The sequence below is a fragment of the Microbispora sp. H10949 genome (genome assembly GCF_014161435.1).
GTDB classification, from domain to species: domain Bacteria; phylum Actinomycetota; class Actinomycetes; order Streptosporangiales; family Streptosporangiaceae; genus Microbispora; species Microbispora triticiradicis.
The window spans coordinates 527,428-550,412 of the sequence record NZ_JABBWZ010000003.1 but is presented as its reverse complement, the minus strand read 5'-3'; the positions used below and the strand labels follow the sequence as shown (position 1 = coordinate 550,412).

15 protein-coding genes are annotated in these 22,985 nt (G+C 70.3%); 1 reads left to right on the top strand and 14 read right to left on the bottom strand.

Annotated elements, in window-relative coordinates; genetic code table 11:
- Positions 1 to 45 precede the first annotated feature (45 nt).
- From HHX40_RS09875 to HHX40_RS09850, 6 genes are all read right to left on the bottom strand, one after another.
- Entirely contained in the window at positions 46 to 273 is a 228-nt protein-coding gene (locus tag HHX40_RS09875; protein WP_182880264.1) for a hypothetical protein, read from the bottom strand.
- Complete coding sequence (locus tag HHX40_RS09870) at positions 270 to 818, bottom strand: NADPH-dependent FMN reductase (protein WP_182880263.1); 549 nt, start codon at positions 816 to 818, stop codon at positions 270 to 272. Before HHX40_RS09870 ends, HHX40_RS09875 begins: the two co-directional genes overlap by 4 nt.
- Before the next feature lie 88 nt (positions 819 to 906).
- A complete protein-coding gene (locus tag HHX40_RS09865) occupies positions 907 to 1,413 on the bottom strand; it encodes a flavin reductase family protein (RefSeq protein WP_111700195.1) in 507 nt (168 codons plus the stop codon).
- A 214-nt stretch (positions 1,414 to 1,627) separates the two neighbouring features.
- Positions 1,628 to 2,065, bottom strand: coding sequence for a hypothetical protein (locus HHX40_RS09860; RefSeq protein WP_182880262.1), 438 nt, complete (start codon positions 2,063 to 2,065; stop codon positions 1,628 to 1,630).
- An 81-nt stretch (positions 2,066 to 2,146) separates the two neighbouring features.
- A complete protein-coding gene (locus tag HHX40_RS09855) occupies positions 2,147 to 4,408 on the bottom strand; it encodes a catalase (protein ID WP_182880261.1) in 2,262 nt (753 codons plus the stop codon).
- Between the two features lie 237 nt (positions 4,409 to 4,645).
- On the bottom strand, positions 4,646 to 5,065 hold the full coding sequence (locus HHX40_RS09850; protein WP_111700198.1) for a DUF5980 family protein: 420 nt from the start codon (positions 5,063 to 5,065) through the stop codon (positions 4,646 to 4,648).
- A 543-nt stretch (positions 5,066 to 5,608) separates the two neighbouring features.
- Between HHX40_RS09850 and HHX40_RS09845 the strand changes: the two genes are divergently transcribed.
- Positions 5,609 to 8,185 carry an LVIVD repeat-containing protein gene (locus tag HHX40_RS09845; protein ID WP_182880260.1) on the top strand — a complete coding sequence of 859 codons (2,577 nt, stop codon included), beginning with the start codon at positions 5,609 to 5,611 and terminating at the stop codon, positions 8,183 to 8,185.
- 90 nt (positions 8,186 to 8,275) lie between these two features.
- Here the strand turns inward: HHX40_RS09845 and HHX40_RS09840 are convergent, their stop codons facing one another.
- From HHX40_RS09840 to HHX40_RS09805, 8 genes are all read right to left on the bottom strand, one after another.
- Positions 8,276 to 11,821 (bottom strand): lectin, encoded by a 3,546-nt coding sequence (locus HHX40_RS09840; protein ID WP_182880259.1) that lies wholly within the window; start codon positions 11,819 to 11,821, stop codon positions 8,276 to 8,278.
- 75 nt (positions 11,822 to 11,896) lie between these two features.
- Positions 11,897 to 12,730 (bottom strand): sugar phosphate isomerase/epimerase family protein, encoded by an 834-nt coding sequence (locus HHX40_RS09835; protein ID WP_182880258.1) that lies wholly within the window; start codon positions 12,728 to 12,730, stop codon positions 11,897 to 11,899.
- Positions 12,727 to 13,950 (bottom strand): substrate-binding domain-containing protein, encoded by a 1,224-nt coding sequence (locus HHX40_RS09830; RefSeq protein WP_182880257.1) that lies wholly within the window; start codon positions 13,948 to 13,950, stop codon positions 12,727 to 12,729. The genes HHX40_RS09835 and HHX40_RS09830 overlap by 4 nt, the downstream gene beginning before the upstream one ends.
- 13 nt (positions 13,951 to 13,963) lie before the next feature.
- Positions 13,964 to 14,896, bottom strand: a complete 933-nt coding sequence (locus tag HHX40_RS09825; protein WP_182880256.1) for an ABC transporter permease — start codon at positions 14,894 to 14,896, stop codon at positions 13,964 to 13,966.
- The gene (locus HHX40_RS09820) at positions 14,893 to 15,849 is read right to left on the bottom strand and encodes an ABC transporter permease (protein WP_259403397.1); all 957 of its coding nucleotides are present in this window, start codon (positions 15,847 to 15,849) and stop codon (positions 14,893 to 14,895) included. The genes HHX40_RS09825 and HHX40_RS09820 overlap by 4 nt, the downstream gene beginning before the upstream one ends.
- A 41-nt stretch (positions 15,850 to 15,890) precedes the next feature.
- On the bottom strand, positions 15,891 to 17,315 hold the full coding sequence (locus HHX40_RS09815; protein WP_208758890.1) for a sugar ABC transporter ATP-binding protein: 1,425 nt from the start codon (positions 17,313 to 17,315) through the stop codon (positions 15,891 to 15,893).
- Positions 17,316 to 18,050: 735 nt separating this feature from the next.
- Positions 18,051 to 19,874 carry a ThuA domain-containing protein gene (locus HHX40_RS09810; RefSeq protein ID WP_182880254.1) on the bottom strand — a complete coding sequence of 608 codons (1,824 nt, stop codon included), beginning with the start codon at positions 19,872 to 19,874 and terminating at the stop codon, positions 18,051 to 18,053.
- A 120-nt stretch (positions 19,875 to 19,994) separates the two neighbouring features.
- The gene (locus HHX40_RS09805; protein WP_182880253.1) at positions 19,995 to 22,877 is read right to left on the bottom strand and encodes a lectin; all 2,883 of its coding nucleotides are present in this window, start codon (positions 22,875 to 22,877) and stop codon (positions 19,995 to 19,997) included.
- Between the last annotated feature and the right edge of the window lie 108 nt (positions 22,878 to 22,985).

Genomic DNA, 22,985 nt, shown 5'->3' with positions numbered 1-22,985 from the left:
AACCCAGTAGGTAATACCAATTTTTCTTGCCTGCCGGTGCCCGGGTCAGCGCCGCGAGCCGGAGCGCCACCGGAGCCACCGGGCTCCGGTCTCGTGCTCGCCCTCCTCGGGCGCGGCGTCGTCGTCGGGCAGGTCGTACCAGTGGGTGTCACCCGGATAGCGGTCAGGGAGCGCCTCCGCGGCGTTCCCCGGCCCGTTTCCCCGACCGTCTCCCAGACCGTCGCCCACCGCATCTCCCACCGCGTCCCCCAGGGCGCCGGCCGGGACCGTCACGCCGTGACCTTTCCCCGCACCGCCGGCGGCGCCTGCGCGGCCAGCTGTGCGGTCACCTGCGGGGCGACCCTGTCGGCCCATTCGCCGAGGACCCGGTCGAGGTCGGGGATCTCGGACTCCCGCAGCGCCAGGCCGGGGGTGGGCACGAGCGCGCCCAGTTCGACCAGCACGGGACGCAGGTGCAGCTCGACGGCCAGCGAGTGACGGGCGTCGCCCATGACCAGCAGCGGCAGGGCCACCGTCCCGGTCAGCGCGCCGCCCGGGAGACGGTCGAGGAACGCCTTGAGCAGCCCGGTGTAGGTGGCCTTGTAGGTCGGGCTCGCCACCACGAGCACGCTCGATCCCGCGACCAGTTCCAGTGCCACCTCCACGCTCGGCGAAGGGCCGGGGGTGAACAGGTGCGGCCCGAGCGCGGACAGGTCCACGACCTCGGGCGGCACGCCGTACCCGATCCGTGCCCCCAGCGCCTCGGCCGCCGCCACCGCCGCGAGGCGCGTGCGGGAGCCACCGCGTGGATTGCCGACCAGTGCCACAAGAGAGCTCATGACGCCACCACGGGGGCGTCCGGACGGGAGTTGCCGTAGACCATGGATGATCCTCCAGAGGAAGAGGGGGCCGGGAGTCCCCGAGTGATCACGAGTGCTCGACGAACCGGCCGAAGCGGCCCTGATGGTAGAGGAGAGGACGCCGCGGCCCGTGCAGGTCGGCCTGGGTGACCAGGCCGACGACGAGGATGTGGTCGCCCATGCCGACCCGCTCGTACGGCAGGCAGATCAGGTGCGCGGAGACGTCCTCCAGCAACGGCGCCCCGAGCGGTCCGGAACGCCACCGGGTCGGTTCGGCGAACCGGTCGGTGCCCTTGCGCGCGAACCGGGCGGCGAGATCGGCCTGGTCGCTGGTCAGCACGTTCACCGCGAAGTGGTCCGCCTCGCGCAGCGAGGGCCAGGTGGTGGACGCCTGATCCACGTAGAAGGAGACAAGTGGCGGGTCCAGGCTCACCGAGGAGAACGAGGTGGCGGTCAGGCCCACCGGAACCCCCCCGCTCTGCGCTGTGATCACTACGACGCCCGCCGCGTGCACCGCGAGCGCGCGCCTGAAGCCGTCGGCGTTCAGAGCGGGGCCGGGCAGAGTCTGCGTCATGGGACCTCCATGCGTGTTCACCGCTGCCGGGAACCCCCCGTCGCGTGGGCGGAGCAGCGTTACATTCCCTACTAAATTAGTCTGTTTACCCGGTTTTGGGAAGTGCCGTCACGCCTTGGCAGACCGGCCGGACAGCCGACCGGCGCCGGACCACGCGAGTACGCGTGGCCCGGCGCCGGTGGCGGGGAGATCGGGAGGCGGGAGATCCGGGAGGTCAGGAGTCGCGCCGGCCGGGGGCGCTGATCGGATTGACGCTCCATCCGCCGACGTCGTCGACCCGGATCCGCCAGGTCGCTCCCGGGCCCTGCGGCAGATGGTCTCCGGTCACCGTGAAGGCGTCGACGAGGTGCAGGTAGGCCGGGAGTTCCGGTTCCGGGGCGCTCCCGCCGGCGAGCACGGCGGCATGGCGCTCGCGGCGCTCCCTCGCCTGCTCGGCGACGGGCGTGAAGAAGTCCTCGAGCCCCTCCCCCTCGCCGTTCCCGGCGCGCGATCGGCGGATCTGCGCGACGACCGTGGCGGCGTACTCCTCGGCGGAGACGAGGATGCCGGTGATGACCGCGCCGTTCACGGCGAGGGTGACGCTCATCTGTCCCCTGGCCGTGTCGACGGCGAAGACCAGGGCCTGCAGGACGGGATCTGCTGCGACGTTCATGGAACGCAGATTGCCCCCGGGACGACGGGGCATGCCTCGTCGTCCCGGGTGTCCGCGGGCGGACGCGCCCTGGGCGCGGTGTCAGGCGACCGAGGCCGGGAACCGCTCCCAGACCCGGTGGGCGGCCATCAGCCGCCGCACGCCGGAGAGGACCTCCGTGGCGGAGTCACCGGTCACCACTCCCGGCGCGCCGGTGATCCCGGCCTGCGTGAGCACGGCCGCGCCGGTGCCCCAGGCGCCGATGGCCTTTGCGTGCCGCCAGCACTCGTCGACCAGGAGCGTCACGCGCGGGTCCACCGCGGCGGACCCGTCCGCGCCCGCCTTGGCGTCGCGCGCGGGCAGGGCGTCGGGCGCCGGCGCCGGAGCCGTCGCCAGCAGCAGCGCGTCGAACTCGATCGACCGGGCGGTCGCGAAGGTCCGCTGCACCGGCACGTCGTCCAGCATGCCGCCGTGCGGGGCGATCACCAGCGGCACCATGCCCGCCGCGAACACGGCCGTGCGGAGTTCGCGTACGGCGCCGAGGTCGGCGGCGGCGTCGGCGACGATGCCGACCATGCGGCCGTCGGCCGGCCACTCCTTGCCCACCTGCGACAGCGCGGCGCTGGGCGCCGGGTCGGCGAGCGGCAGCGTGGGCTCCGGCACGGGCAGGCCCAGCCCGGTGGCGACCTCGCGGCAGAGCACAGGGTCGATGTTCGCCAGGCACTGGAGCTGGCGTTCCTTGATCGCCTGCTCGTAGCACTTGCCCAGCTCGAAGGTGTAGGCGCGGATGATGTGCTCCTTCTCCACCGGCGACATGCTCAGCCAGAACAGGCGCACCTGGCTGTAGTGGTCGCCGAAGGACGCGGGGTTGGCCCGCACCTTCCGCGCCTGGGCGACCTGGACGGGCGTGTCGGTGAACGCGTTCTCGGCGTCGCCCGCGACGAACGGGTTCCCGCCGTCGAGGGAGTTCGGCCGGTACGGCGCGACCCCCGCGTGGACGGCGTGCTGGTGAAAGCCGTCCCGGAGCATGTCGTTGACCGGGCAGCGCGGGCGGTTGACCGGGATCTGCGCGAAGTTCGGCCCGCCGAGCCGGGTGATCTGGGTGTCGAGGTAGGAGAACAGCCGCGCCTGCAGCAGCGGGTCGTTGGTGACGTCGATGCCCGGCGGCAGGTGGCCGGGATGGAAGGCGACCTGCTCGACCTCCGCGAAGAAGTTCGTCGGCGTCCGGGTGAGCGTCATCCGCCCGATCGCCTGCACCGGCGCGAGCTCCTCGGGCACGATCTTGGTGGGGTCGAGCAGGTCGACCCCCTCGAAGGTCTCGTCCGGCGTGTCCGGGAAGACCTGGATGCCGAGCTCCCACTCGGGAAAGGCGCCGGCCTCGATCGCGTCGTAGAGGTCGCGGCGGTGGAAGTCGGGGTCCATCCCGCCGAGCATCTGTGCCTCCTCCCAGGTCAGGGAGTGCACGCCGAGCTTCGGCTTCCAGTGGAACTTGGCCAGCGCGGTCTCCCCCGCCTCGTTCACGAGCCGGAAGGTGTGGACGCCGAAGCCCTCAATCGTCCGGAAGGAGCGCGGGATCGCGCGGTCGGACATGTTCCACATGGTGTGGTGCTGCGCCTCGGTGTGCAGGGAGACGAAGTCCCAGAACGTGTCGTGCGCGCTCTGCGCCTGGGGGATCTCCCGGTCCGGGTGGGGCTTGCCCGCGTGGATGACGTCGGGGAACTTGATCCCGTCCTGGATGAAGAAGACCGGGATGTTGTTGCCGACGAGGTCGAAGGTGCCCTCGTCGGTGTAGAACTTCGTCGCGAAGCCCCGGGTGTCGCGGACCGTGTCGGCCGAGCCGCGCGAGCCGAGGACGGTGGAGAACCGCACGAAGACGTCGGTCTTCCTGCCCTTCTTGAGGAAACCGGCCTTTGTCACCGTTTCGGCGGTGCCGTACGCCTCGAACACGCCGTGGGCGCCGGCGCCCCGGGCGTGGACAACACGCTCGGGGATGCGCTCGTGGTCGAAGTGGGTGATCTTCTCGCGCAGGTGGTGGTCCTGCAGCAGGGTCGGGCCGCGCTCGCCCGCCTTCAGCGAGTGGTCGGTGTCGCGCAGCCGCGCCCCCTGCGCGGTGGTGAGGTGGGCGCCCTGCTGGGCCTTGGCGGCGGCGGGCGCGCCGGTCTCCGCCCCGGTCGGCGTGACGGTCGCGGGAGCGCCCTGCTCCTTCTTGGGCGGCAGCGGGTCGTGCGGCGTCGTCGGCTCCTTCAGGGGCGCGGGGGCGCTGCCCGGCGAACCGGGAACGTCCGGCGTCAGGAACTCGGCGACCTTCTCGGCGGCGTTCTCCACCACGTCCTTGACGGCCTTGGCGGGCTTGCTGGCATCCATGCGGCGCGTTCCTCCCCGAGCGGCGATGAGCAGATTCGCGCGCATACCCGCAGGTGGGGAAGGGAAACCTCCGGCCGCGCCGCCCGGTTCGGCGAAGACGTCCCAGGCGGCCGGATCCACGATCGGCATAAGAGGAGGTCACGGCCCGCCGACGGCGACCCGGCGACGGTCCTCGGCCGGCCGCCGGAGACAGCGGACTGCTCCGGCGGCCCGCGCGGCCTGGACGTCCTCCGCGAATCAGGGGCAGCTGTCCTTCACGTGGATCGTGATCGGGTTGGTCTGGGTCACCGTTCCGTCGGATGCCACCAGGTGCGCGGTGTAGGTGCCGACGGGAGCCGGCGCGATCGACACCCCGACGAAACCGTTCACGAGCGTCGGGTCGCTGTTCGATCCCGGGCCGCCGATCAAGCCGCCCATGACGGTGGAACCGGAGGGCAGGTCGCTCAGTCCGAGCGTGATGTTCGCCGACCAGGTTCCGGTGACCTGGGCCAGGAAGTACGTGCCCGGGTGACCGTAGCGCGATGTGACGCACGTCTGCTGATGGATGTCGTTCAACGTCCACGTCGCCGCCGAGGCCGGCGGGGCACCGGCCAGCGTCAGCGCCAGTCCGGTCGTCAGGCCGAGTGCCAGCCTGACGGCACGATGGGGTGATTTCACAGGACCTCCTGACTTCTTGTGTCTGGGAGTTGACTGCGCGATCACTGTAATTTACGGTTCAACCTCTTCGGGAGGGGGGTTTCACATACCAAGATTCACCGGCCGGTGCCGCGAAGCCGATCGCGTCCGGCCGGGCGCGGCGGCGCGTCCCACCTCGTCACCCCCCGTCCGTGCTGGACGTTCGCCGGACTTTCGACGGCACCCCCACAGCCCTGGTCAGATACCGCAACTTATGCAACGAATGCATCACGGTAACCGCTTTCAAATGCCGTGAGCTGCGTGTCCGGAATAATCAGATATGTCGTCCTATGGAACATCAAAATCCTTTCCGTTACAGTTCGCGGGAACCACCAATGGGATCTTCCCCCCACGCCGGCCTCGTACGGAGGCACCGGCCAGGTCCCTGGTCGTCCACCGGCCACGCGCCGGCTCAGGGGAGGAGGTGCCGTAAAGAAAGGGAAACGGCCCGTGACGAGTAGCCGTTTGGCGCGTGGGGGACGCGCTCGACTACGCAGGCTGGGAATCATCACCACTACGGGAGCGATGCTCCTGGGGCTGGCGTCCACCGCGACGGCGGCCACGGCCGACACCGACCCCCGCGTCGGTCTCGGCGCGGGCTGGCTGGACGCCCAGGAGGCCGCCAGCAACGTTCAACTGCTGACCCATCTGGACAAACCGGAAGGGTTCGTCCAGCCTTCCAACCCGGGGAACGCCTCCTACGCCAACTCCGACCTGGCCTTCGCCGGCGACTACGCCTTCTCCGGCAACTACCAGGGTTTCAACATCTACGACATCTCCAACGGCGGCAGCCCCGTGCTGAAGACGTCGGTGATCTGCCCCGGCGGGCAGGGCGACCTGTCGGTGTACGGGAACCTGCTGTTCATGTCGGTTGAGGAGACCCGCGGCCGCGTCGACTGCGGCACGCAGGGCGCGAGCGGCACGGTCAACCCCGACAGGTTCCGCGGCGTGCGCGTCTTCGACATCAGCGACGTCAGCCGGCCGGTGCAGGTCGCGGCGGTGCAGACCTGCCGCGGCTCGCACACCCACTCGCTCGTGACCAGCAAGAACGAGCCGGAGAACGTCTACGTCTACGTCTCCGGCACGGCGGGCGTGCGCTCGGGTCAGGAGCTCGCGGGCTGCGCCAACACCGCGGCGGACGACCCCGAAACCTCGCTGTGGAGGATCGAGGTCATCCGGGTGCCGCTGGCCGCCCCGCAGAACGCGGCGGTCGTCAGCCGGCCCCGGCTGTTCGCCGACCCGGCCACCGGGGCGATCGACGGGCTGCAGAACACCCCACCCACCCAGCAGCACCCGTCGGGCACCAACTGGTCGCCGCGGCCGGTCACCAACCACTGCCACGACATCACGGCGTACCCGGAGATCGGGCTGGCCGCCGGAGCCTGCGCGGGCAACGGCATCCTGATCGACATCTCCGACCCGTCGAACCCGAAGCGGCTGGACGCGGTCTCGGACCCGAACTACGCCTACTGGCACTCCGCCACCTTCAACAACGACGGCACCAAGGTCGTCTTCACCGACGAGTGGGGCGGCGGCTCGGGCGCGCGGTGCCGGGTCACCGACGAGCCGTCGTGGGGCGCCAACGCCATCTACGACATCGTCGGCGGCAAGCTGCAGTTCCGCAGCTACTACAAGCTCCCCGCGCCGCAGACGACCACGGAGAACTGCGTCGCGCACAACGGCTCGCTGGTCCCGGTCCCCGGGCGCGACATCATGGTCCAGGCCTGGTACCAGGGCGGGCTGTCGGCGTTCGACTTCACCGACTCCCGCAACCCGAAGGAGATCGCCTTCTTCGACCGCGGCCCGATCAACGCCACGTCGCTGGCGCTCGGCGGATACTGGTCGGCCTACTGGTACAACGGCCACATCTACGGCAACGAGATCGCCCGCGGCTTCGACGCCTTCAAGCTGACGCCGAGCCAGTTCCTCGACCAGGCCGAGATCAACGCGGCCGCGAGCGTGCGGCTCGGCAAGTTCAACACCCAGGCCCAGCCGAAGCTGACCTGGGAGCCGAGCTTCGACCTCGTCCGGGCGCGCTACGCTCAGGCGCTGCGTACGGGCAAGATGAGCAAGGGCGCCGCCACCTCGGTGAAGACGGCGATCGACCTGGCCGAGCAGCTCAGCCGCAAGTCCCAGTGGCAGGCCGCCTCGGCGCTGCTGCTGGGCGCCGCCACGCTGCCGCTGAAGAAGTCGGACCCGGAGCAGGCCGCGCTGATCCAGGCGCTCAAGGACCTCGCCAAGGCCCTGATCGCCAAGCAGCCGGCCGACAGGACCGCCCCGGTGACGAGCGTGACGACCGACCCGGCGCGGCCGGCCGGCGGCTGGTTCACCGGTCAGGTCAAGGTCACGCTGACCGCCGCCGACGAGGCGAAGGGCAGCGGGCTCGACCGCACCGAGTACAGGCTGGACGGCGGCGCCTGGACGCGGTACACCGCTCCGGTCGTCCTGTCCGGCGACGGCGCGCACGCGCTGGCGTACCGCTCGGCCGACAAGGCCGGCAACGTGGAGGAGATCAGGACCGTCACGGCCAGGATCGACGCCACGGCGCCGGTCACGACCTCGACGGTCCCGCCGGCGAACGACGGCGGCGAGCACGACGGCGACGTGCAGGTGACCCTGTCCGCGACGGACGAGACGTCCGGCACGGCGCGCACCGAGTACGCGCTGGACGCCGGCGACTGGACCCCGTACACCGGCCCGGTCACCGTCTCCGGCCCTGGTGAGCACGAGCTGCGGTACCGCTCGGCCGACAAGGCCGGCAACGTGGAGGAGGCCAGGACGGTCAAGCTGACCATCGCCACGCCCGCTCCGCGCGTCCCGCTGACCGTGACCGCCTCCTCCCGCTGCGTGGGGACGTCGGCGTACGTGGCGGTCACGGCCGTCAACGACGCCGAGGTGCCGGCGACCGTGACCCTGACGACCCCGTTCGGCGCCAAGACGGTCGAGGGCGTGGCCCCGGCCAAGCAGGCCTACCAGTCCTTCAACACGCGGGCCGGGCAGCTCGCGGCGGGCACGGTGACCGTCACCGGGACCGCCACGATCGGCGGCAAGCAGGGCACCACCTCGTACGAGGCCGCCTACAACGCGATCAGCTGCGCCTGACCGCACCCGTGGTGACCCCCAACAGATAGAAGCGGGGCCGGCCGAATCGGCCGGCCCCGCTTTTATTGGGGGTCGAAGGTCACTCCGCGATCAGACGCGGGTCCACTTCTGGTTGTTGCCGCCGGTGCACGACCAGATCTGCACCTTCGTGCCGTTGGCGGTGCCGCTGCCGGCCACGTCCAGGCACTTGTTCGCCCCGACCGCGGTGATCGTGCCGTCGGAGTTCAGGCGCCACTTCTGGTTGTTCTGGCCGTTGCAGTCCCAGATGATCACCGCGGTGCCGTCCGCCGTGCCCGCGCCGTTCACGTCGAGGCACTTGTTGCCGTAGACGCGAAGCTCAGTGGCGCTGGTGGAGGTCCACTTCTGGTTGTTCCCGCCGTTGCAGTCCCAGATCAGCACCGTAGCGCCGTTGGTCTGCGAAGCGCCGTTGACGTCCAGGCACCGGCCCGACGCCACACCCCGCAGCGAGCTCGTCCCACCCGTGGGCGGGGTCGGCGACGCGGACGGAGAAGCGGACGGCGAGACGGAGGGCGACGGAGAGGGCGAGGAGGTGCCCCCGTCCTGGCCGACACCCTTGCCGTTGAAGGTCAGCGAGTCGAAGTCGAACGAGTTCGCCGTCGACCCCTTGAACACGACGTAGAGGTCGCCGGTGCCACCCGGGTTGGTGACCGCCACCGACGGGAGGGAGACGTAGTTGTTCCATCCCCCGGTCGACGGCACCGAGCTGGAGGCGACGAGCGTCCCGGTCGGCGAGCCGGCGTGCAGCTCGATGGAGGCCCCGGTGCTGGACGGCGCCGACACGCGGAAGGACACCGAGTCGATCCCCGACAGGTTGACCGGCGTGTAGGAGATCCAGTCGCCGTTGGAGATGTCGCCGACGCGCCTGCCGCCCTCGGCGCCGGCCTCGTCGACGACCCGGATGCCGCTGGAGCCGTTGTAGTGCTCGGCCTGCTTGTGCTTGGGCTGCAGGGTGATGCCGGCGTCGCCCTTCAGGCCGCCCTTGTCGGTGTAGGACGCGCCCAGGACGTAGTAGACGTTGGCCGCCTCGTCGTGACCCGAGGCGGTCGTCGTGACCGTCCCGGAGCACCCGGTGAACTGGCCGGTGTCGTGGGCGTGCTGGTCGTGGCCGAGCGCGGTGAACACGTTGACCTTGGAGCAGTCGACGGTGCCGTCCTCGGGGTCGGTGACGTTGACCGTGTAGGACACCCGGTCGCCGAAGTTGATGAACCCGCCGTCCGGCGGCGCCGAGAAGACGACCTTGGGACGGGTGTTGCCGACGGCGATGGTCAGCGTGATGCTGCCCGTCTTCCCGCTCGAGTCCCGTACGGTCAGCTTGGCGGTGTAGGTGCCGTTGGCGTTGTAGGTCTTCGTCGGGTTGGCCGCGGTGGAGGTGGTGCCGTCGCCGAAGTCCCAGCTGTAGGTGATCGCCTCGCCGTCGGGGTCGGACGAGCCGGCCGAGGAGAACGCGACCGTCAGCGGCGCGGCGCCCGAGTCGGGGCTGGCGCTCGCCTTGGCGATGGGTGCGCGGTTGCCGACGACGTAGTCGATGCGGTAGATGGCGTCGTCGGTGTTCGCGTGGCCGAAGCCGTTGCCCCAGTCGGCCATGTAGAGCGCGCCGTCCGGGCCGAACTTCATGTCGATCGGCGCGTGCGGGGCGATGTTCGCCACGAACGGGTTGATCTTCAGGAGGTTGCCGGAGGAGTCGAGGCGCAACTCCTTGACGAAGTTGCGGCTCCACTCGTACAGGAAGGTCCCGCCGTCGAAGTACTCGGGGAACTTGCGGTCGGAGGTGCTGGCCGCGTCGTAGCGGTAGAACGGGCCGCCCATGGGGGCCGCGCCGCCGCAGCAGTTGATCTCAGGGAACTCCGCCGAGGCGTGGTAGTTGTACCAGACGGTCGCGGGCTTGGCGGCCGGCAGGTTGGTCAGGCCGGTGTTGTTGGGCGAGTCGTTGACCGGCGCCGAGCAGTTGAACTTCGCCCCCGAGGTGTTGGTGGAGAAGTTGAAGTCGTTGAACGGCGTGTTGTTGCCGGTGCAGTACGGCCAGCCGTAGAAACCGGGCTGCTTGATCAGGTTCCACTCGACCGTGCCCTCGGGGCCGCGGTTGGAGTTGGCGCTGCCGGCGTCCGGGCCGTAGTCGCCCACGGAGAGCCAGCCGGTGACCTTGTCGACCGCGAAGCGGAACGCGTTGCGGAAGCCCATCGCGTAGATCTCGGGCCGCGTCTTGGCCGTGCCCGGCGCGAACATGTTGCCGGACGGGATCGTGTAGGTGCCGTCGGACTCGGGGTGGATGCGCAGGATCTTGCCGCGCAGGTCGTTGGTGTTGGCCGCGGACCGCTGGGCGTCGTAGTGCTCCCGGCCCGGCCGCTCGTCGATCGGGGCGTAGCCGCTGGAGGCGTTGGGGTTGGTGTCGTCACCGGGGGCGATGTAGAGGTTGCCGCCCGGGCCGAACGCGATGTAGCCGCCGGTGTGACCCGGCTCGTCGACGTTGCGGAACGCCGGAACCTCGATGATCTTCTTCTCGCTGCTGAGGTCGAGGCTGGTGCCGTTGAAGGTGAACCGGGACACCCGGTTCACCTCACCGCCGTTGGACGGCGAGTAGTTGATGTAGATCCAGCCGTTGTTGGCGAAGTTCGGGTCGAGCGCGATCCCGATGCCGCCGTCCTCGCCGCCATCGTACACGGACAGGGTGCCGATGACGCGAGTGCTGCCGCCGCCTGCGGGGATCAGGTTGACCTTGCCCGAGCGCGAGATGTAGAAGACCCGGCCGTCGGCCGCCACGTCCAGCTCCATCGGCTGGTCCGGCGCGCCGTCGAGGGTCACCTTCTGGAAGCGGGCCGTGATCGTGCCGCCGCAGTCGCCGGGCTCCGCGCCCGCCGCCCACTTCACCGCGCCCAGCAGGTGCTGCTTGAACAGCGGCTCCGAGTAGGAGGACGCGTTGTGGCCCATCGCGGTGGCCCACACCCGGCCGCCCTCCGGGTTGTGACACCAGGAGATCGGGTGGTCGGCGCCCATCTTGTTCGCGCCCGCGTCATAGGTGGTCTCGTCCGCGGTGACCAGGACGTGCACCGAGCCGCGCATGTTCTTGTCGAAGTTGTACCACTCCTCGGTGCGGGTCCACCGGTCCGGCAGGCCCTTGGTCGAGGGGTGGACCTTGTCGGCGACCTTGGCGGTGCCCTGCACGATCGACGAGTGCTGCGTCATGTGCGCGCCGGCCAGCACGGTCTGGTCCCACCAGGGGAACTGCGACTCGATGTTCATGTCGACGGCGTTGTGGATCGCCACGACGCCGCGGCCGCTGCGCACGTAGGCCTGCATGGCCTGACGCTGCGCGTCGTTGTCCCACACCATGCCCGACGTCTGGAGCATGATCACCGCGTCGTAGTTGTTGAGGTTCGACGTGGTGAAGACGGAGGAGTTCTCGCTCGCGTCCAGCTGGAAGTTGTTGTCCGTCGCCAGCTGCTGGAACATCGCGATGCCGGCGGAGATGGAGTCGTGCCGGTAGGCGCCGCTCGCGGTCTTGCTGAACAGCAGTACCTTGAACTGTGGCGCCGCCGCGTGTGCCACCAGTGGCACCGCGGACAGCAGCAGCCCCAGCATGGCCGCGGCCAGTGCGGGGATCAGGCGTGATCTTCGCATGAAGGATCTCCTGGGGGGTTACCGGAAGGGGTCGGAGTAGCGGGGGTCGTGGGGTTCTCCAGTCGGGTCCTCCGGTCAGGTCGTGAGGGTGCGGAGGAAGGCGAGGCCGTCGGTGGCGAGGGCGTCCTGGCTGGGGGCCAGGGGACGCCAGACGGACGCCGCGGTGGCGATGGTCTTGTTGTCGGCGGTGAAGGACTCGATCACGAGCGGGCCGGCGTAGCCCACGTCGCGGACGGCCGCGGCGAAGCCCGGCCAGTCGAAGTGGTCGGCGCCCGGGGCGCCGCGGTCGGTCCCGCACACCTGGAGGTGCGCGATCCTGCCGCCCGCCAGGCGGACGGCCGCGAGGGGGTCCTTCTCCTCGATGTTCAGGTGGTAGGTGTCGAGGGCGAGCCCGCACTCCTCCGGGAGCGCGTCGAGTGCCTGCTCCACCGTGTTGATGACGCTGGTCTCGTACCGGTTGAGCGGTTCGACGCCGATCCTGACCCCGCGTTCGGCCGCGTACGCGACGACCGGTTTCAGGTTCTCCCGCAGCTCGCCGTAGATCGCGCGCCGCTCGTCCGGGCTCATCCGCCAGGCCCGGCCGACCGAGGCGTACGCGGGCCCGCTGACCGCCGGCGCGCCCACGGTCACCGCCACGTCCACGCAGTGCCGCAGGTAGTCCTGGGTCTCCCGGACGACCTGCGGCGAGGCGTCGACGAGTTCGCGTCCCGGCGGCATCGTGAGCACGACCGACGCGCCGAGCCCGAGCCCGTCCAGGAGGGCCGCCGCCGCCTCCGGGTCCCAGTCGCCGGGATGCTCGACCGGCAGTTCGACGACGTCGAACCCCCAGTCCGCGATCCTCGGCGCGAGGCGGGCCAGGGCCTCGCCGGTGAGCGGCGAGACCCAGACCCAGGTGTTCACCCCGATCACGACGTGCCGCCCCACTTCTCGGGGTAGCCGGGCAGGTCCTCGCAGCCGCAGAGGGCGTAGTGCAGCGGCGGCATGCCGGGCTTGAGGTAGGTGGCGAGGTTCTCCTGGGTGATCGCCGGCTGCGGCAGGTTCCAGACCTTCGGCACCTGCTCGCCCTTCAGGATCTTGAGCGCCGCGATGACGGGGGTGCGCCACTGGTACGTCGGGTAGGTCGGCGCGATCGCGGTCAGCTTCGCGTCGCTCCACTTCTTCAGGAAGTCCTGCTGGTCCTCGCCGTTGATCGGCGGCACGGGCTGGCCCGCGTCCTCGAACGCCTCGACGGCCGCGACGGCGGTGGCGCCCGCGTCCATCCAGACTCCGTCGAGCTTGCCGTACCGCTGGATGTAGTCGCTGACCACGCTCTTGGTCTTCGCGGCGTCGCCGTCGGTGAACTCCACGCCGACGACCTGGAGGTCGCTCTTGTCGAACGCCACCTTGGCCGCCGACCACCGGGTCTCCAGCACGTCCACGCCGGGCAGGATGCGCAGCGCCAGGATCTTCCCGCCGGCCGGCACCTTGTCGACGAGGAACTCGGCCGCCGCGGCGCCGAAGGCGTAGCCGCCGATCGGCTTGATGAAGGTCACCGGGCAGTCGGTCTGGACGCCCCGGTCGAACACGATGACCGGCACCTTCGGGCAGGCGCCGGACACCGCGGGGGTCAGCGTGGCCGTGGTGTTGGGCGAGACGATCAGCGCGTCGCAGCCCTTCCCCGTCAGTTCCGCGATGTCGGAGATCTGCTTGTCGTCCTTGCCCTCGGCGTCCAGGGCGGTGAACTTCGTGATCTCCTTGTGCTGGGCGACCTCCGCCTGCATGGTCTTCCAGCCGACCTGCCGCCACGGGTTGTCGACCGCGGCGTTGGAGAAGCACAGGTGGAACGGCCCGGCCTTCTTGTACTTGGCGGTGTCGATGAGCTGGGGATCGATGCTCTGCTCCCACGGCTTGTCCGACGGGCCGGTCGGCTGGGCCTTGCGCATCGCCATCTGGGCGTCGTAGTCGGCCTGCACGAAGAACTTCGACTGCTCCCCGGTGCCCTTGTCCGCCGGTCCGGCGGATCCGGCCGGCGCCCCGGAAGGCGCCCCGGAGGCGGAGGGCGCGGGTTTGTCGCTGGTGCACGCCGCCACCGGCAGCGTCAGCACGGCGAGCGCGGCGGCGGCGAGGAACCGCCGCGAATATGAAAGCATCGTCTTCCTTCCCTTATGAGGCAGCCGCGGCTCTCGCGCGTGGGAAGCGCACGGCTCCCAGCGCCACCGCGGCGATGATGATCACGCCCTGTACGGCCGGCTCCAACGCCCCCGAGATGCCGTACAGGTTGAGCAGGGTGAACAGCGCCTCCAGAGTGAAGGCGCCCGCCATCGCGGCGGCCACGGAACCGCGACCGCCTCCGAGGGCCACGCCACCGAGCACCACAGCGGTGATGGCCTGGAACTCCAGGCCCTTGCCGACCTGCGCGGACACTCCCGCGAAGCCGCCGAGCAGGATCGCGGCGACCGCCGCGGACAGCCCGGAGATCATGAACGCCACCGTCCGGACCCGGGCGACCCGGACCCCGGACAGCGCAGCGGCGCGGTCGTTGTCCCCGGCCGCGACGAGCGTGTGGCCGAACCGGGCGCGCGTCGCCCAGACGGCGGCCGCCGCCACCACGACGAGGATCAGGACCGACCAGGGCACCGGGCCGAGGCTCCCCCGGCCCAGCTGGCGGAACTGCTCGGACAGCGCGCCCCGGGGCGAACCGCCCGTCCAGAGAAAAACCGCTCCCGACAGGATCAGCAGCATGCCGAGCGTCGTGATGAACGACGGGACGCGGAGCAGGGTGGTGACGGCCCCGTTGACCAGCCCGACGATCAGCCCGAACGCGATCATCAGGGCCAGCACGGGCCATGTCGCCTCCGCCGAGCCGTCGATGAGCCGGGCGGCGATCACCACCTCGGCGGTGACGAGGGAGCCGACCGACAGGTCGAACTCGCCGGACACGATGACGAAGTACTGCCCGGCCGCGAGGATCACCAGCGGCGCGGCCCGTTTGACGAAGGCGAGGAAGGCGGGCGGCTCCAGGAAGTACGGGTTGACGACCGCGATCGCGACCAGCAGCCCGGCCAGCACCACGAAGATCGGTAGCGCTCGTCTCATCTGGTCCGCCTTCCGCGGGCGTAGATCGCCAGGGCGGCCACCAGGATCACGCCCCGTACGACGTCCTTGGCGAAGGAGTTGACCTCAAGCTGGTTGAAGATGCTGTCGAGGACGGCCAGGAGCAGGACTCCGCCGACGGTCCCGGCCACCCCGCCGCGGCCTCCGGCCAGCGCGGTCCCGCCGAGCACCACCGCCGCGATCGACTCCAGGTCGTACCCGCCGTCGGTGCCGACCGTCGGCGCGCCCGCCCCGAGCCGGGAGGCGAGCAGCAGCCCGGCGATCCCGGCGCAGACCGAGCAGAGCACGTGGGCGATGACCACCACCCGCTCGGTGCGCACCCCGGAGAGGCGCGCCACCTCGGCGTCCCCGCCCACGGCGTAGATCCGGTAGCCCAGCCGGGTCCGGCTGAGCAGGAGCCACGCGCCCGCCGCCACCGCGGCCCACAGCAGCGCCGACACCGGCAGCGGCCCGATCCGGTCGTACCCGAGATGCTGGAAGGACTCGGGCACGCTGCCGGCCGGTCCGTCGTACCGCGCGTCCAGCGCGCCCCTGACGACCAGCGCGACCCCGAGGGTGGCGATGAAGGCGTGCACCCGGAGCCGGGTGACGATCAGGCCGTTCACCAGCCCGATCAGCGCGCTCACCGCCAGCGCCGCGGCGACCGCGGTCGGGACGTTGGCGTCGGCGCCCGCCATGATCTCGGCGGTGACCAGCGAGGTCAGGCTGATCAGGTAGGCGACCGAGAGGTCCAGGCTGCCGGCCAGGATCACCAGCGTCTGGCCGACCGCGACGATGCCCAGCGCCGCCGACCGCTGCTGGATGCCGACGATGTTCTCCTGGGCGAGGAACGTCCCGCCGTCCAGGGCGAAGACCAGCCAGCCGAGCACGACGAGCAGGACCAGCGCGACGTAGACGGGCCGCGCGGGCCGGTCGGCCGAGATTCTGCGGAGCAAGGAGCCTCCGGCGGGCACGCGCCCGAGTTTCAGCTGCTGGGTCATGACGCGGCCGCCAGGCGCATCACGGCCTCCTCGGTGGAGCCCGCGGGCAGCTCTCCGACGAGGCGGCCGTCCCGCAGCACCACGATGCGGTCGCTCATGCCGATGAGCTCGGGCAGCTCGGAGGAGATCATCAGGACGGCCATGCCGTCCCGGGCGAGCTCACGCATCAGGTCGTGGATGGCGGCCTTGGCGCCGACGTCGACGCCGCGGGTGGGTTCGTCGAACAGCAGCACGCGCGGCGCCACCGTCATCCACTTGGCCAGCACGACCTTCTGCTGGTTGCCCCCGGACAGCAGCCGGACCTCCTGGGCGGGCCGGGGCGGGCTGAGCCGCACGCGTTCGAGCAGCCGCTCGACCCCGGTGCGAGGCGCTCCGGTGGCCCGGGCGACGAGCAGGGCGTTGTCGCGCACCCGCTGGTTGGGCAGGAGCCCCTCGGCCTTGCGGTCCTCGGTGACCAGGCCGATCCCCGCGGCGATGCCCTCGCGGACCGAACGGGGACGGCGGGGCGTCATCTCGCCGCTGGTGAAGGGCTCCGCGCCGAACAGCGCCTTGGCCAGCTCGGTGCGGCCCGAGCCCTGCAGCCCGGCCACCCCCACGATCTCCCCGGCGCGCAGGTCGAGATCGATGTCGTGGAGCCGGGCGTTGCCGCCGCCGCGTACGCTCAGGATCACCTCTCCGGGTGGTCCGGCCGCGCGGGGCGGATAGTACGAGTCGAGCTCCCGGCCGACCATCAGACGGACCAGGCCCGCGGTGTCCAGGCTCGACGCCTCCGCGGTGGTGACCCGGGCGCCGTCCTTGAGCACGGTGATCCGGTCGGCGAGGTCGAAGATCTCGCGGAGCCGGTGGGAGACGTAGAGGACCGCGATGCCGCGCGCGGTGAGCCGCCGCACCAGCGTGTAGAGCAGTTCCACCTCGTGGTCGGCGAGAGGGGCGGTCGGCTCGTCCATCACCACGATCCGGGCGTTCAGCGACAGCGCCTTGGCGATCTCGACGACCTGCTGCCGCGCGACCGAGAGCCGCCGGACGAGATCGCGCGGCCCGAACGACTCCTCGCCGAGAGACTTCAGCAGCTCGTCGGTCGCCGACTCCATCGCCGCCCGGTCGACCAGTCCCCGCCGGACGGGCTCCCGGCCGAGGAAGACGTTCTCGGCGACCGTCCGCTCCGGCAGCAGGGTGAGCTCCTGGTAGATGATCGCCACCCCGGCCCGCTGCGCCTCGATCGGATGCCCGAACGTCACGCTCCGGCCGTCGATCTCGATCGTCCCCTCGTCCGGCGCGTGTACGCCGGCGAGGATCTTCATGAGCGTCGACTTGCCCGCGCCGTTCTCCCCCACCACCGCGTGGACCTCGCCGGCGGACACCTCCAGGTCGACACCGCCGAGCACCCGGACGCCCAGGAAGCTCTTGCCGATGCCGGTCATCCTCAGCACGCGGCCCGCCCTCCGGGACGTCGTGCCGGGCCGGCCGGGACGAGCCCCCGCGCCGTAGGGGGTGGGGAGTCATGCACGGGGATCTCCTAAACGGGGGGCGGGACTCGTGCCGAGCCGGGCGCGCGGTTCACCCGGCCGGCCGCCGGGGAGGAGGACCTGGCGGCCGGCCGGTGCGCGTTCCGCTCCGGTGGACGGCGGGTGACTCGGGAAGGGATTCAGCCTGGTCACAGGGAGCGGACGAACCGATTCGGGAAGAAAATAGGTCTACCAAACTTCTGTTGTCAAGCACGCTTATTTTCGTGCCATGGAGACTTCTTCTCCCGTTCTGCACCAGAGTTTCGCCACCTTCCTGCGGAAGTTGCCCTTTCACAGGACAATGACCGTGTCATGGCGACCGAGGACCCTCCACTCCACAGCCATCGGAGATCTTCCGTCCAGGGTCGTGGACGAAATGAGTATGAAACTTTCACGCTCATGCCGAGGCCGTGCCGGACCCCTTTTCATACCTGCGGACCCGCCCCCCCGGGGCCAACAACCGCGCGCTCCTGACATGGGAAAAGGGACTCCTGGCGCCATCGGGAGAAAATCCCCCGAATCAGCACATGCCTCCGCCTTACCAAAAAACCGGCGCGGCCCCCATCAGGGCCGCGCCGGAAGTCGCGCCGGGTACGGCGAGGCAGAGTGGGACTCCGGATACCTCGCCGTTCCCCGGGTGGACGGATGACCTCAGACGCGAGTCCACTTCTGGTTGTTCTGGCCGTTACATGTATAGATCTGCGCCTTTGTTCCATTGGCGGTGCCGCTGACGTCCAGGCACTTGTTCGCGCCGACGGCGGTGATGCTGCCGTCGGAGTTGAAGCGCCACTTCTGGTTGTTCTGGCCGTTGCAGTCCCAGATGATGACCGCGGTGCCGTTGGCGGTGCCGCCGCCGTTGACGTCGAGGCACTTGTTGCCGTAGACCCGCAGCTCAGTGGCGCTGGTGGAGGTCCACTTCTGGTTGTTCCCGCCGTTGCAGTCCCAGATCAGCACCGTCGCGCCGTTCGACTGCGAGGCGCCGTTGACGTCCAGGCACCGGCCCGACGCCACACCCCGCAGCGCGGTCGTGCTCGTCGTGGGCGGGGTCGGCGACGCGGACGGAGAAGCGGACGGCGAGGGGGACGGGGAGGGCGAGGGGGACTGCGACGGGCCGCTCAGTTCCTTGATGCGGATGTTCCGGTAGGCCACCACGTTGCCGGACCCGTGGTTCTGGATGCCGATGTATCCCTGCTGCAGGGATCGCGCCGGGTTCGTATTGGTGAAGTCGTTGATCTTGCTGCCGTTCAGGAAGACCTGCAGCCGCTCGCCCTCGACGAGCAGTTCGTAGGTGTTCCACTGACCCGGCGGGTTCAGCGCCGCGTCACGTGCGGCGATGTCGGCCGACTTGACGCCGTAGATCGCCCCGGTCGTCTTGTCCGCGGTGTCGGTGGCGTCGATCTGGACCTCGTACCCCGTGTCGAGGGCCGTCTGGGGGTCGCTGGTGGCCGGGAACCCGACGATCACGCCGGAGTTGGAGTCGCCGGTCATCCTCCAGTCGAGCTTGAGGGAGTAGGAGCCGAACTCCTTGGCGTTGTACCACAGCATGCCCATGCCGCCCTGGGAGGTCAGCGTGGCGTCGCTGTTGGTGAACGAGCCGGGCCCGGCCTGCGTCCAGCCGGAGGTCGACCCGTTGTACAGGGTCGTGTAGCCGGTCTCCGGACGGCAGTCGGCGTTCGTGGCCTTGGCCGCGTAGCGGATGCCGCCGAGCAGCAGGGTGCGGAAGTTGGAATCGGCGTACGACTCCTGGGTGTGCCCGAGACCGGTGTAGAACGACCGGCCGGACGCCTGCGGGTGGCACCAGGTGACCGGGTGGTCGCCCATGTTCCCGCCGCTGTAGCTGCTCTCGTTCAGGCTCTGCAGCACGTGCACGTTGGCGCGCGGGTTGGTGCGGTAGTTGTACCACTCGTCGGTGCGCGTCCAGGTCTGGCCGAGATGGGCGGTGGCCGCGTGCGCGCGGTCCTCCTCCTTGAGGGTGGCCTGCTGGATCGCCGGGTGGTCCTTGAACCAGGCGCCCATCAGCTGCCCGTAGTAGGGCCAGTCGTACTCGGTGTCGGACGCCGAGTGCACGCCGACGTAACCGCCTCCGCCGTCGACGTACGACTGGAAGGCGGTCTGCTGGGTGGCGTTGAGGACGTCGCCGGTGGTGCTGAGGAACACCACGGCCTTGTACTGCGCGAGGTTGCCCGACGTGAACGCGTTCGCGTCCTCCGTGGCGTCCACGGCGAAGTCGTTGGCGGCGCCGAGTTCACGGATGGCCTGGATGCCGGCGGGGATGGAGTCGTGCCGGAACGCGGCCGTCTTCGAGAACACCAGCACCTTGAAGGCGGCGGCCTGGGCGTGGGTGGCGGGGACCACCATCGCGGCGGCGGCGGTGGTGAACGCCACCGCGGTCGCCGACAGGCGTCGCAGCACCGACGCCTTCCGGTCGCCGCCCGCACCGCGCCCGGGCGCGGCGGGGGTCAGATGTCGCAGCATGGATGTCCTTTCGTCGCGGCGCCCGGCGCGGTCCCCGTCCCTCCTCGTCGAGGGCGGGGCCGTGCCGGGCGTCGCATCAGGTGGTGGATCGGTTGATAAAAAGTGGCCTGCGAGACGGCGTCAGACGCGGGTCCACTTCTGGTTGTTGGCGCCGGTGCACGACCAGATCTGCACCTTCGTGCCGTTGGCGGTGCCGCTGCTCGCCACGTCCAGGCACTTGTTCGCGCCGACCGCGGTGATCGTGCCGTCGGAGTTCAGGCGCCACTTCTGGTTGTTCTGGCCGTTGCAGTCCCAGATGATGACCGCGGTGCCGTCCGCCGTGCCGCCGCCGTTCACGTCCAGGCACTTGCTGCCGTAGACGCGCAGCTCGGACGCGCTGGTGGAGGTCCACTTCTGGTTGTTCTGGCCGTTGCAGTCCCAGATCAGCACCGTGGCGCCGTTGGTCTGCGAGGCACCGTTGACGTCCAGGCACCGGCCCGACGCCACACCCCGCAGCGAGTTCGTCCAACCCGCGGGCGGAGTCGGCGAGGCCGACGGAGACGCGGACGGGGACGGCGACGGAGAGGGAGAGCTGGAGGTGCCGGTGTCGAGGGTGAAGGCGTCCAGGTCGAACAGGTATCCCTGCCCGGTCGCCCCGCGGAACACCAGATACAGCGTGGTGGTCCCGGCCGGCGCGCCGCTGAGGTTCGCCGACACGTCGGCGAAGGTCTCCCAGCCGCCGGTGGGCGACACGTTCACCGTGCCCAGCAGCGTGCCGGTCGCGGAGCCCGCCCGCACCTCCAGCCGGCCGCCGACGCCGCCGGACGACACCCGCGCGGTGATGCGCGTGGCGTTGGAGACGTTGTAGGGGGTGAAGGAGATCCAGTCGCCGTCGTCGGTGTAGCCGACGGTCTTGCCGCCCTCGGCGGTGGTGTGGTCGGCCGTCTGCAGGCCCTGCTGGGCGCCGAAGTGCTCGGCCTGGCGGTGCCGCGGCTGCAGCGTGCGGACGACGGTGGTGGTCAGGCCGCCCTTGTCGGTGTAGGTCGCCTGCAGCACCCCGTAGATGTTGGCCGCCGAGTCGTGCTCACCGTCGACCGGCACCGCGATCGACCCGGAACACCCGGACTTGGAGGTGATCTGGTGGGCGTGGCTGTCGTGCCCCAGGAAGTAGGTGACCGTCACCGCCGAGCAGTCGATCGTCCCGTCCTCGGGGTCGGACACGGAGACCTGGAAGGGCACCGTGTCGCCGAAGGAGAACAACTGTCCCTCCACCGGCGAGGTGAGCGCGACCGACGGCGCGGTGTTGCCCACGTTCACGGTCACGCTCGCCGTGCCGGTCAGCCCCTGCGGGTCACGGACGGTCAGCGTCGCGGTGTAGGTGCCGTTGGTGTTGTAGGTCTTGCTCGGGTTGGCCGCCGTGGAGGTGGTCCCGTCCCCGAACGCCCAGGAGTAGCTCAGCGCGCCGCCCTCGGGGTCGGAGCTGCCCGAGGAGGAGAAGTTGACCGTCAGCGGCGCCGCGCCGGAGGTCTTGTCCGCCGAGGCCTTGGCGATCGGGTTGCGGTTGGCCTTGCCGATGTACTCGACCCGGTACAGCGCCTGGTTGTTGCTGCCGGTGCCGTAGTCCAGGACGTACAGCGCGCCGTCCGGGCCGAAGGCCATGTCCATCACCTGCGTCCCCGACCAGGGGAACGCGCTGATCTCGCCGTACCCGCCGTCGGAGCGGACCTCGATGGCCTTGATCCACTTGCGGCCGTACTCACCGGCGAAGAAACGCCCGTCCAGCGCCTGGGGGAACTTCACCGACGAGTTCAGGTTCGGGTCGTACCGGTAGACCGGCCCGCCCATCGGCGACTCGGACCCGCCGCCGAACTCCGGCGGTGAACCGGCGTCCCCTCCGTACCGGATCCAGGCCGGCCTGGCCGCCGGCAGCGTGGTGAGCCCGGTGTTGCGGAAGGAGTTGTTGGTCGGCCCGCCCGAGCAGTTGTACTTGGCGCCGGTGCTGTTGGTGGCGAAGTTCCACTCGTTGTAGGTCTCGTTCGTGCTGTTGGACCCGGTGCAGTACGGCCACCCGTAGTTCCCGGCGCTGGTGATGCGGTTGAACTCCACCTGCCCCTGCGGCCCGCGGTTGGAGTTGGTCGACCCCGCGTCCGGTCCGTAGTCGCCCAGGTAGACCACCCCGGTGGCCTTGTCCACGCTCATCCGGAACGGGTTGCGCAACCCCATCGCGTAGATCTCCGGGCGCGTCTTGGCCGTGCCCGGCGGGAACAGGTTCCCGCTCGGGATCGTGTACGTCCCGTCGGCCTGCGGCTTGATCCGCAGCAGCTTGCCCCGCAGGTCGTTGGTGTTGGCCGCGGTGCGCTGCACGTCGTACTGCGGGTTGCGGTCCGTGCGCTCGTCCAGCGGCGAGTATCCGGCCGACTCGAACGGGTTGCTGTCGTCGCCCGTGGTCAGGTAGAGGTTCCCGGCCGCGTCGAAGTCGATGTCACCACCCACGTGGCAGCACATGCCACGGTCGTTGGCGACCTCCAGCACGACCTTCTCACTGCTCAGGTCCAGCGTGTCGTCGGACTTGAGCGTGAAGCGGGAGAGGTTCAGGTGCCCCTTCCACTGGTCGAACTGCGACTGTGAGCCGCTGGAGGGGGCGTCGCCGGTCGGGGTGCTCAGCCGCGGCGAGTAGTACAGCCAGACGTAGCGGTTGGTCGCGAAGTTCGGGTCGACCGCGACCCCCTGCAACCCCTCCTCGTCGTGGGTGTAGACGTTCAGCTTGGCGGCCACCTTCGTGGTGCCGTTGACGTCGGTGATCCGCAGCGTGCCGTCACGGGCGGTGTGCAGCACCGACCGGTTCGGCAGCACCGCCAGCGACATCGCCTCACCCAGTTCCCCGCCACCGGTCGCCAGGGCGACCTGCTGGTAGTCGGAGGCCGGGATCGTCAGCGCGTTCGCCGCCGGGACATTGAGCGCCATCGGCAGAGGAGCCAGCAGCGCCAGCGTGGCCAGCATCACCGGCCACGGACGTCGGGACATAAGGGGGGTTCCTTCCTGACATGAGAGATGCAGTCGGGCAAAGGCGCGCGCCGCCGCGCTGTTGCCGGTGGACGGGGTTTAGGGAGGGGTGCCGCCTCCGGTTCGGTT

Excerpts from the sequence above, each read along its gene's own strand:
- HHX40_RS09870 (WP_182880263.1), bottom strand. The coding sequence starts at position 818 with ATGAGCTCTCTTGTGGCACTGGTCGGCAATCCACGCGGTGGCTCCCGC.
- HHX40_RS09865 (WP_111700195.1), bottom strand. The coding sequence starts at position 1,413 with ATGACGCAGACTCTGCCCGGCCCCGCTCTGAACGCCGACGGCTTCAGG.
- HHX40_RS09860 (WP_182880262.1), bottom strand. The coding sequence starts at position 2,065 with ATGAACGTCGCAGCAGATCCCGTCCTGCAGGCCCTGGTCTTCGCCGTC.
- HHX40_RS09855 (WP_182880261.1), bottom strand. The coding sequence starts at position 4,408 with ATGGATGCCAGCAAGCCCGCCAAGGCCGTCAAGGACGTGGTGGAGAAC.
- HHX40_RS09845 (WP_182880260.1), top strand. The coding sequence starts at position 5,609 with ATGCTCCTGGGGCTGGCGTCCACCGCGACGGCGGCCACGGCCGACACC.
- HHX40_RS09840 (WP_182880259.1), bottom strand. The coding sequence starts at position 11,821 with ATGCGAAGATCACGCCTGATCCCCGCACTGGCCGCGGCCATGCTGGGG.
- HHX40_RS09830 (WP_182880257.1), bottom strand. The coding sequence starts at position 13,950 with ATGCTTTCATATTCGCGGCGGTTCCTCGCCGCCGCCGCGCTCGCCGTG.
- HHX40_RS09825 (WP_182880256.1), bottom strand. The coding sequence starts at position 14,896 with ATGAGACGAGCGCTACCGATCTTCGTGGTGCTGGCCGGGCTGCTGGTC.
- HHX40_RS09815 (WP_208758890.1), bottom strand. The coding sequence starts at position 17,315 with ATGACCGGCATCGGCAAGAGCTTCCTGGGCGTCCGGGTGCTCGGCGGT.
- HHX40_RS09810 (WP_182880254.1), bottom strand. The coding sequence starts at position 19,874 with ATGCTGCGACATCTGACCCCCGCCGCGCCCGGGCGCGGTGCGGGCGGC.
- HHX40_RS09805 (WP_182880253.1), bottom strand. The coding sequence starts at position 22,877 with ATGTCCCGACGTCCGTGGCCGGTGATGCTGGCCACGCTGGCGCTGCTG.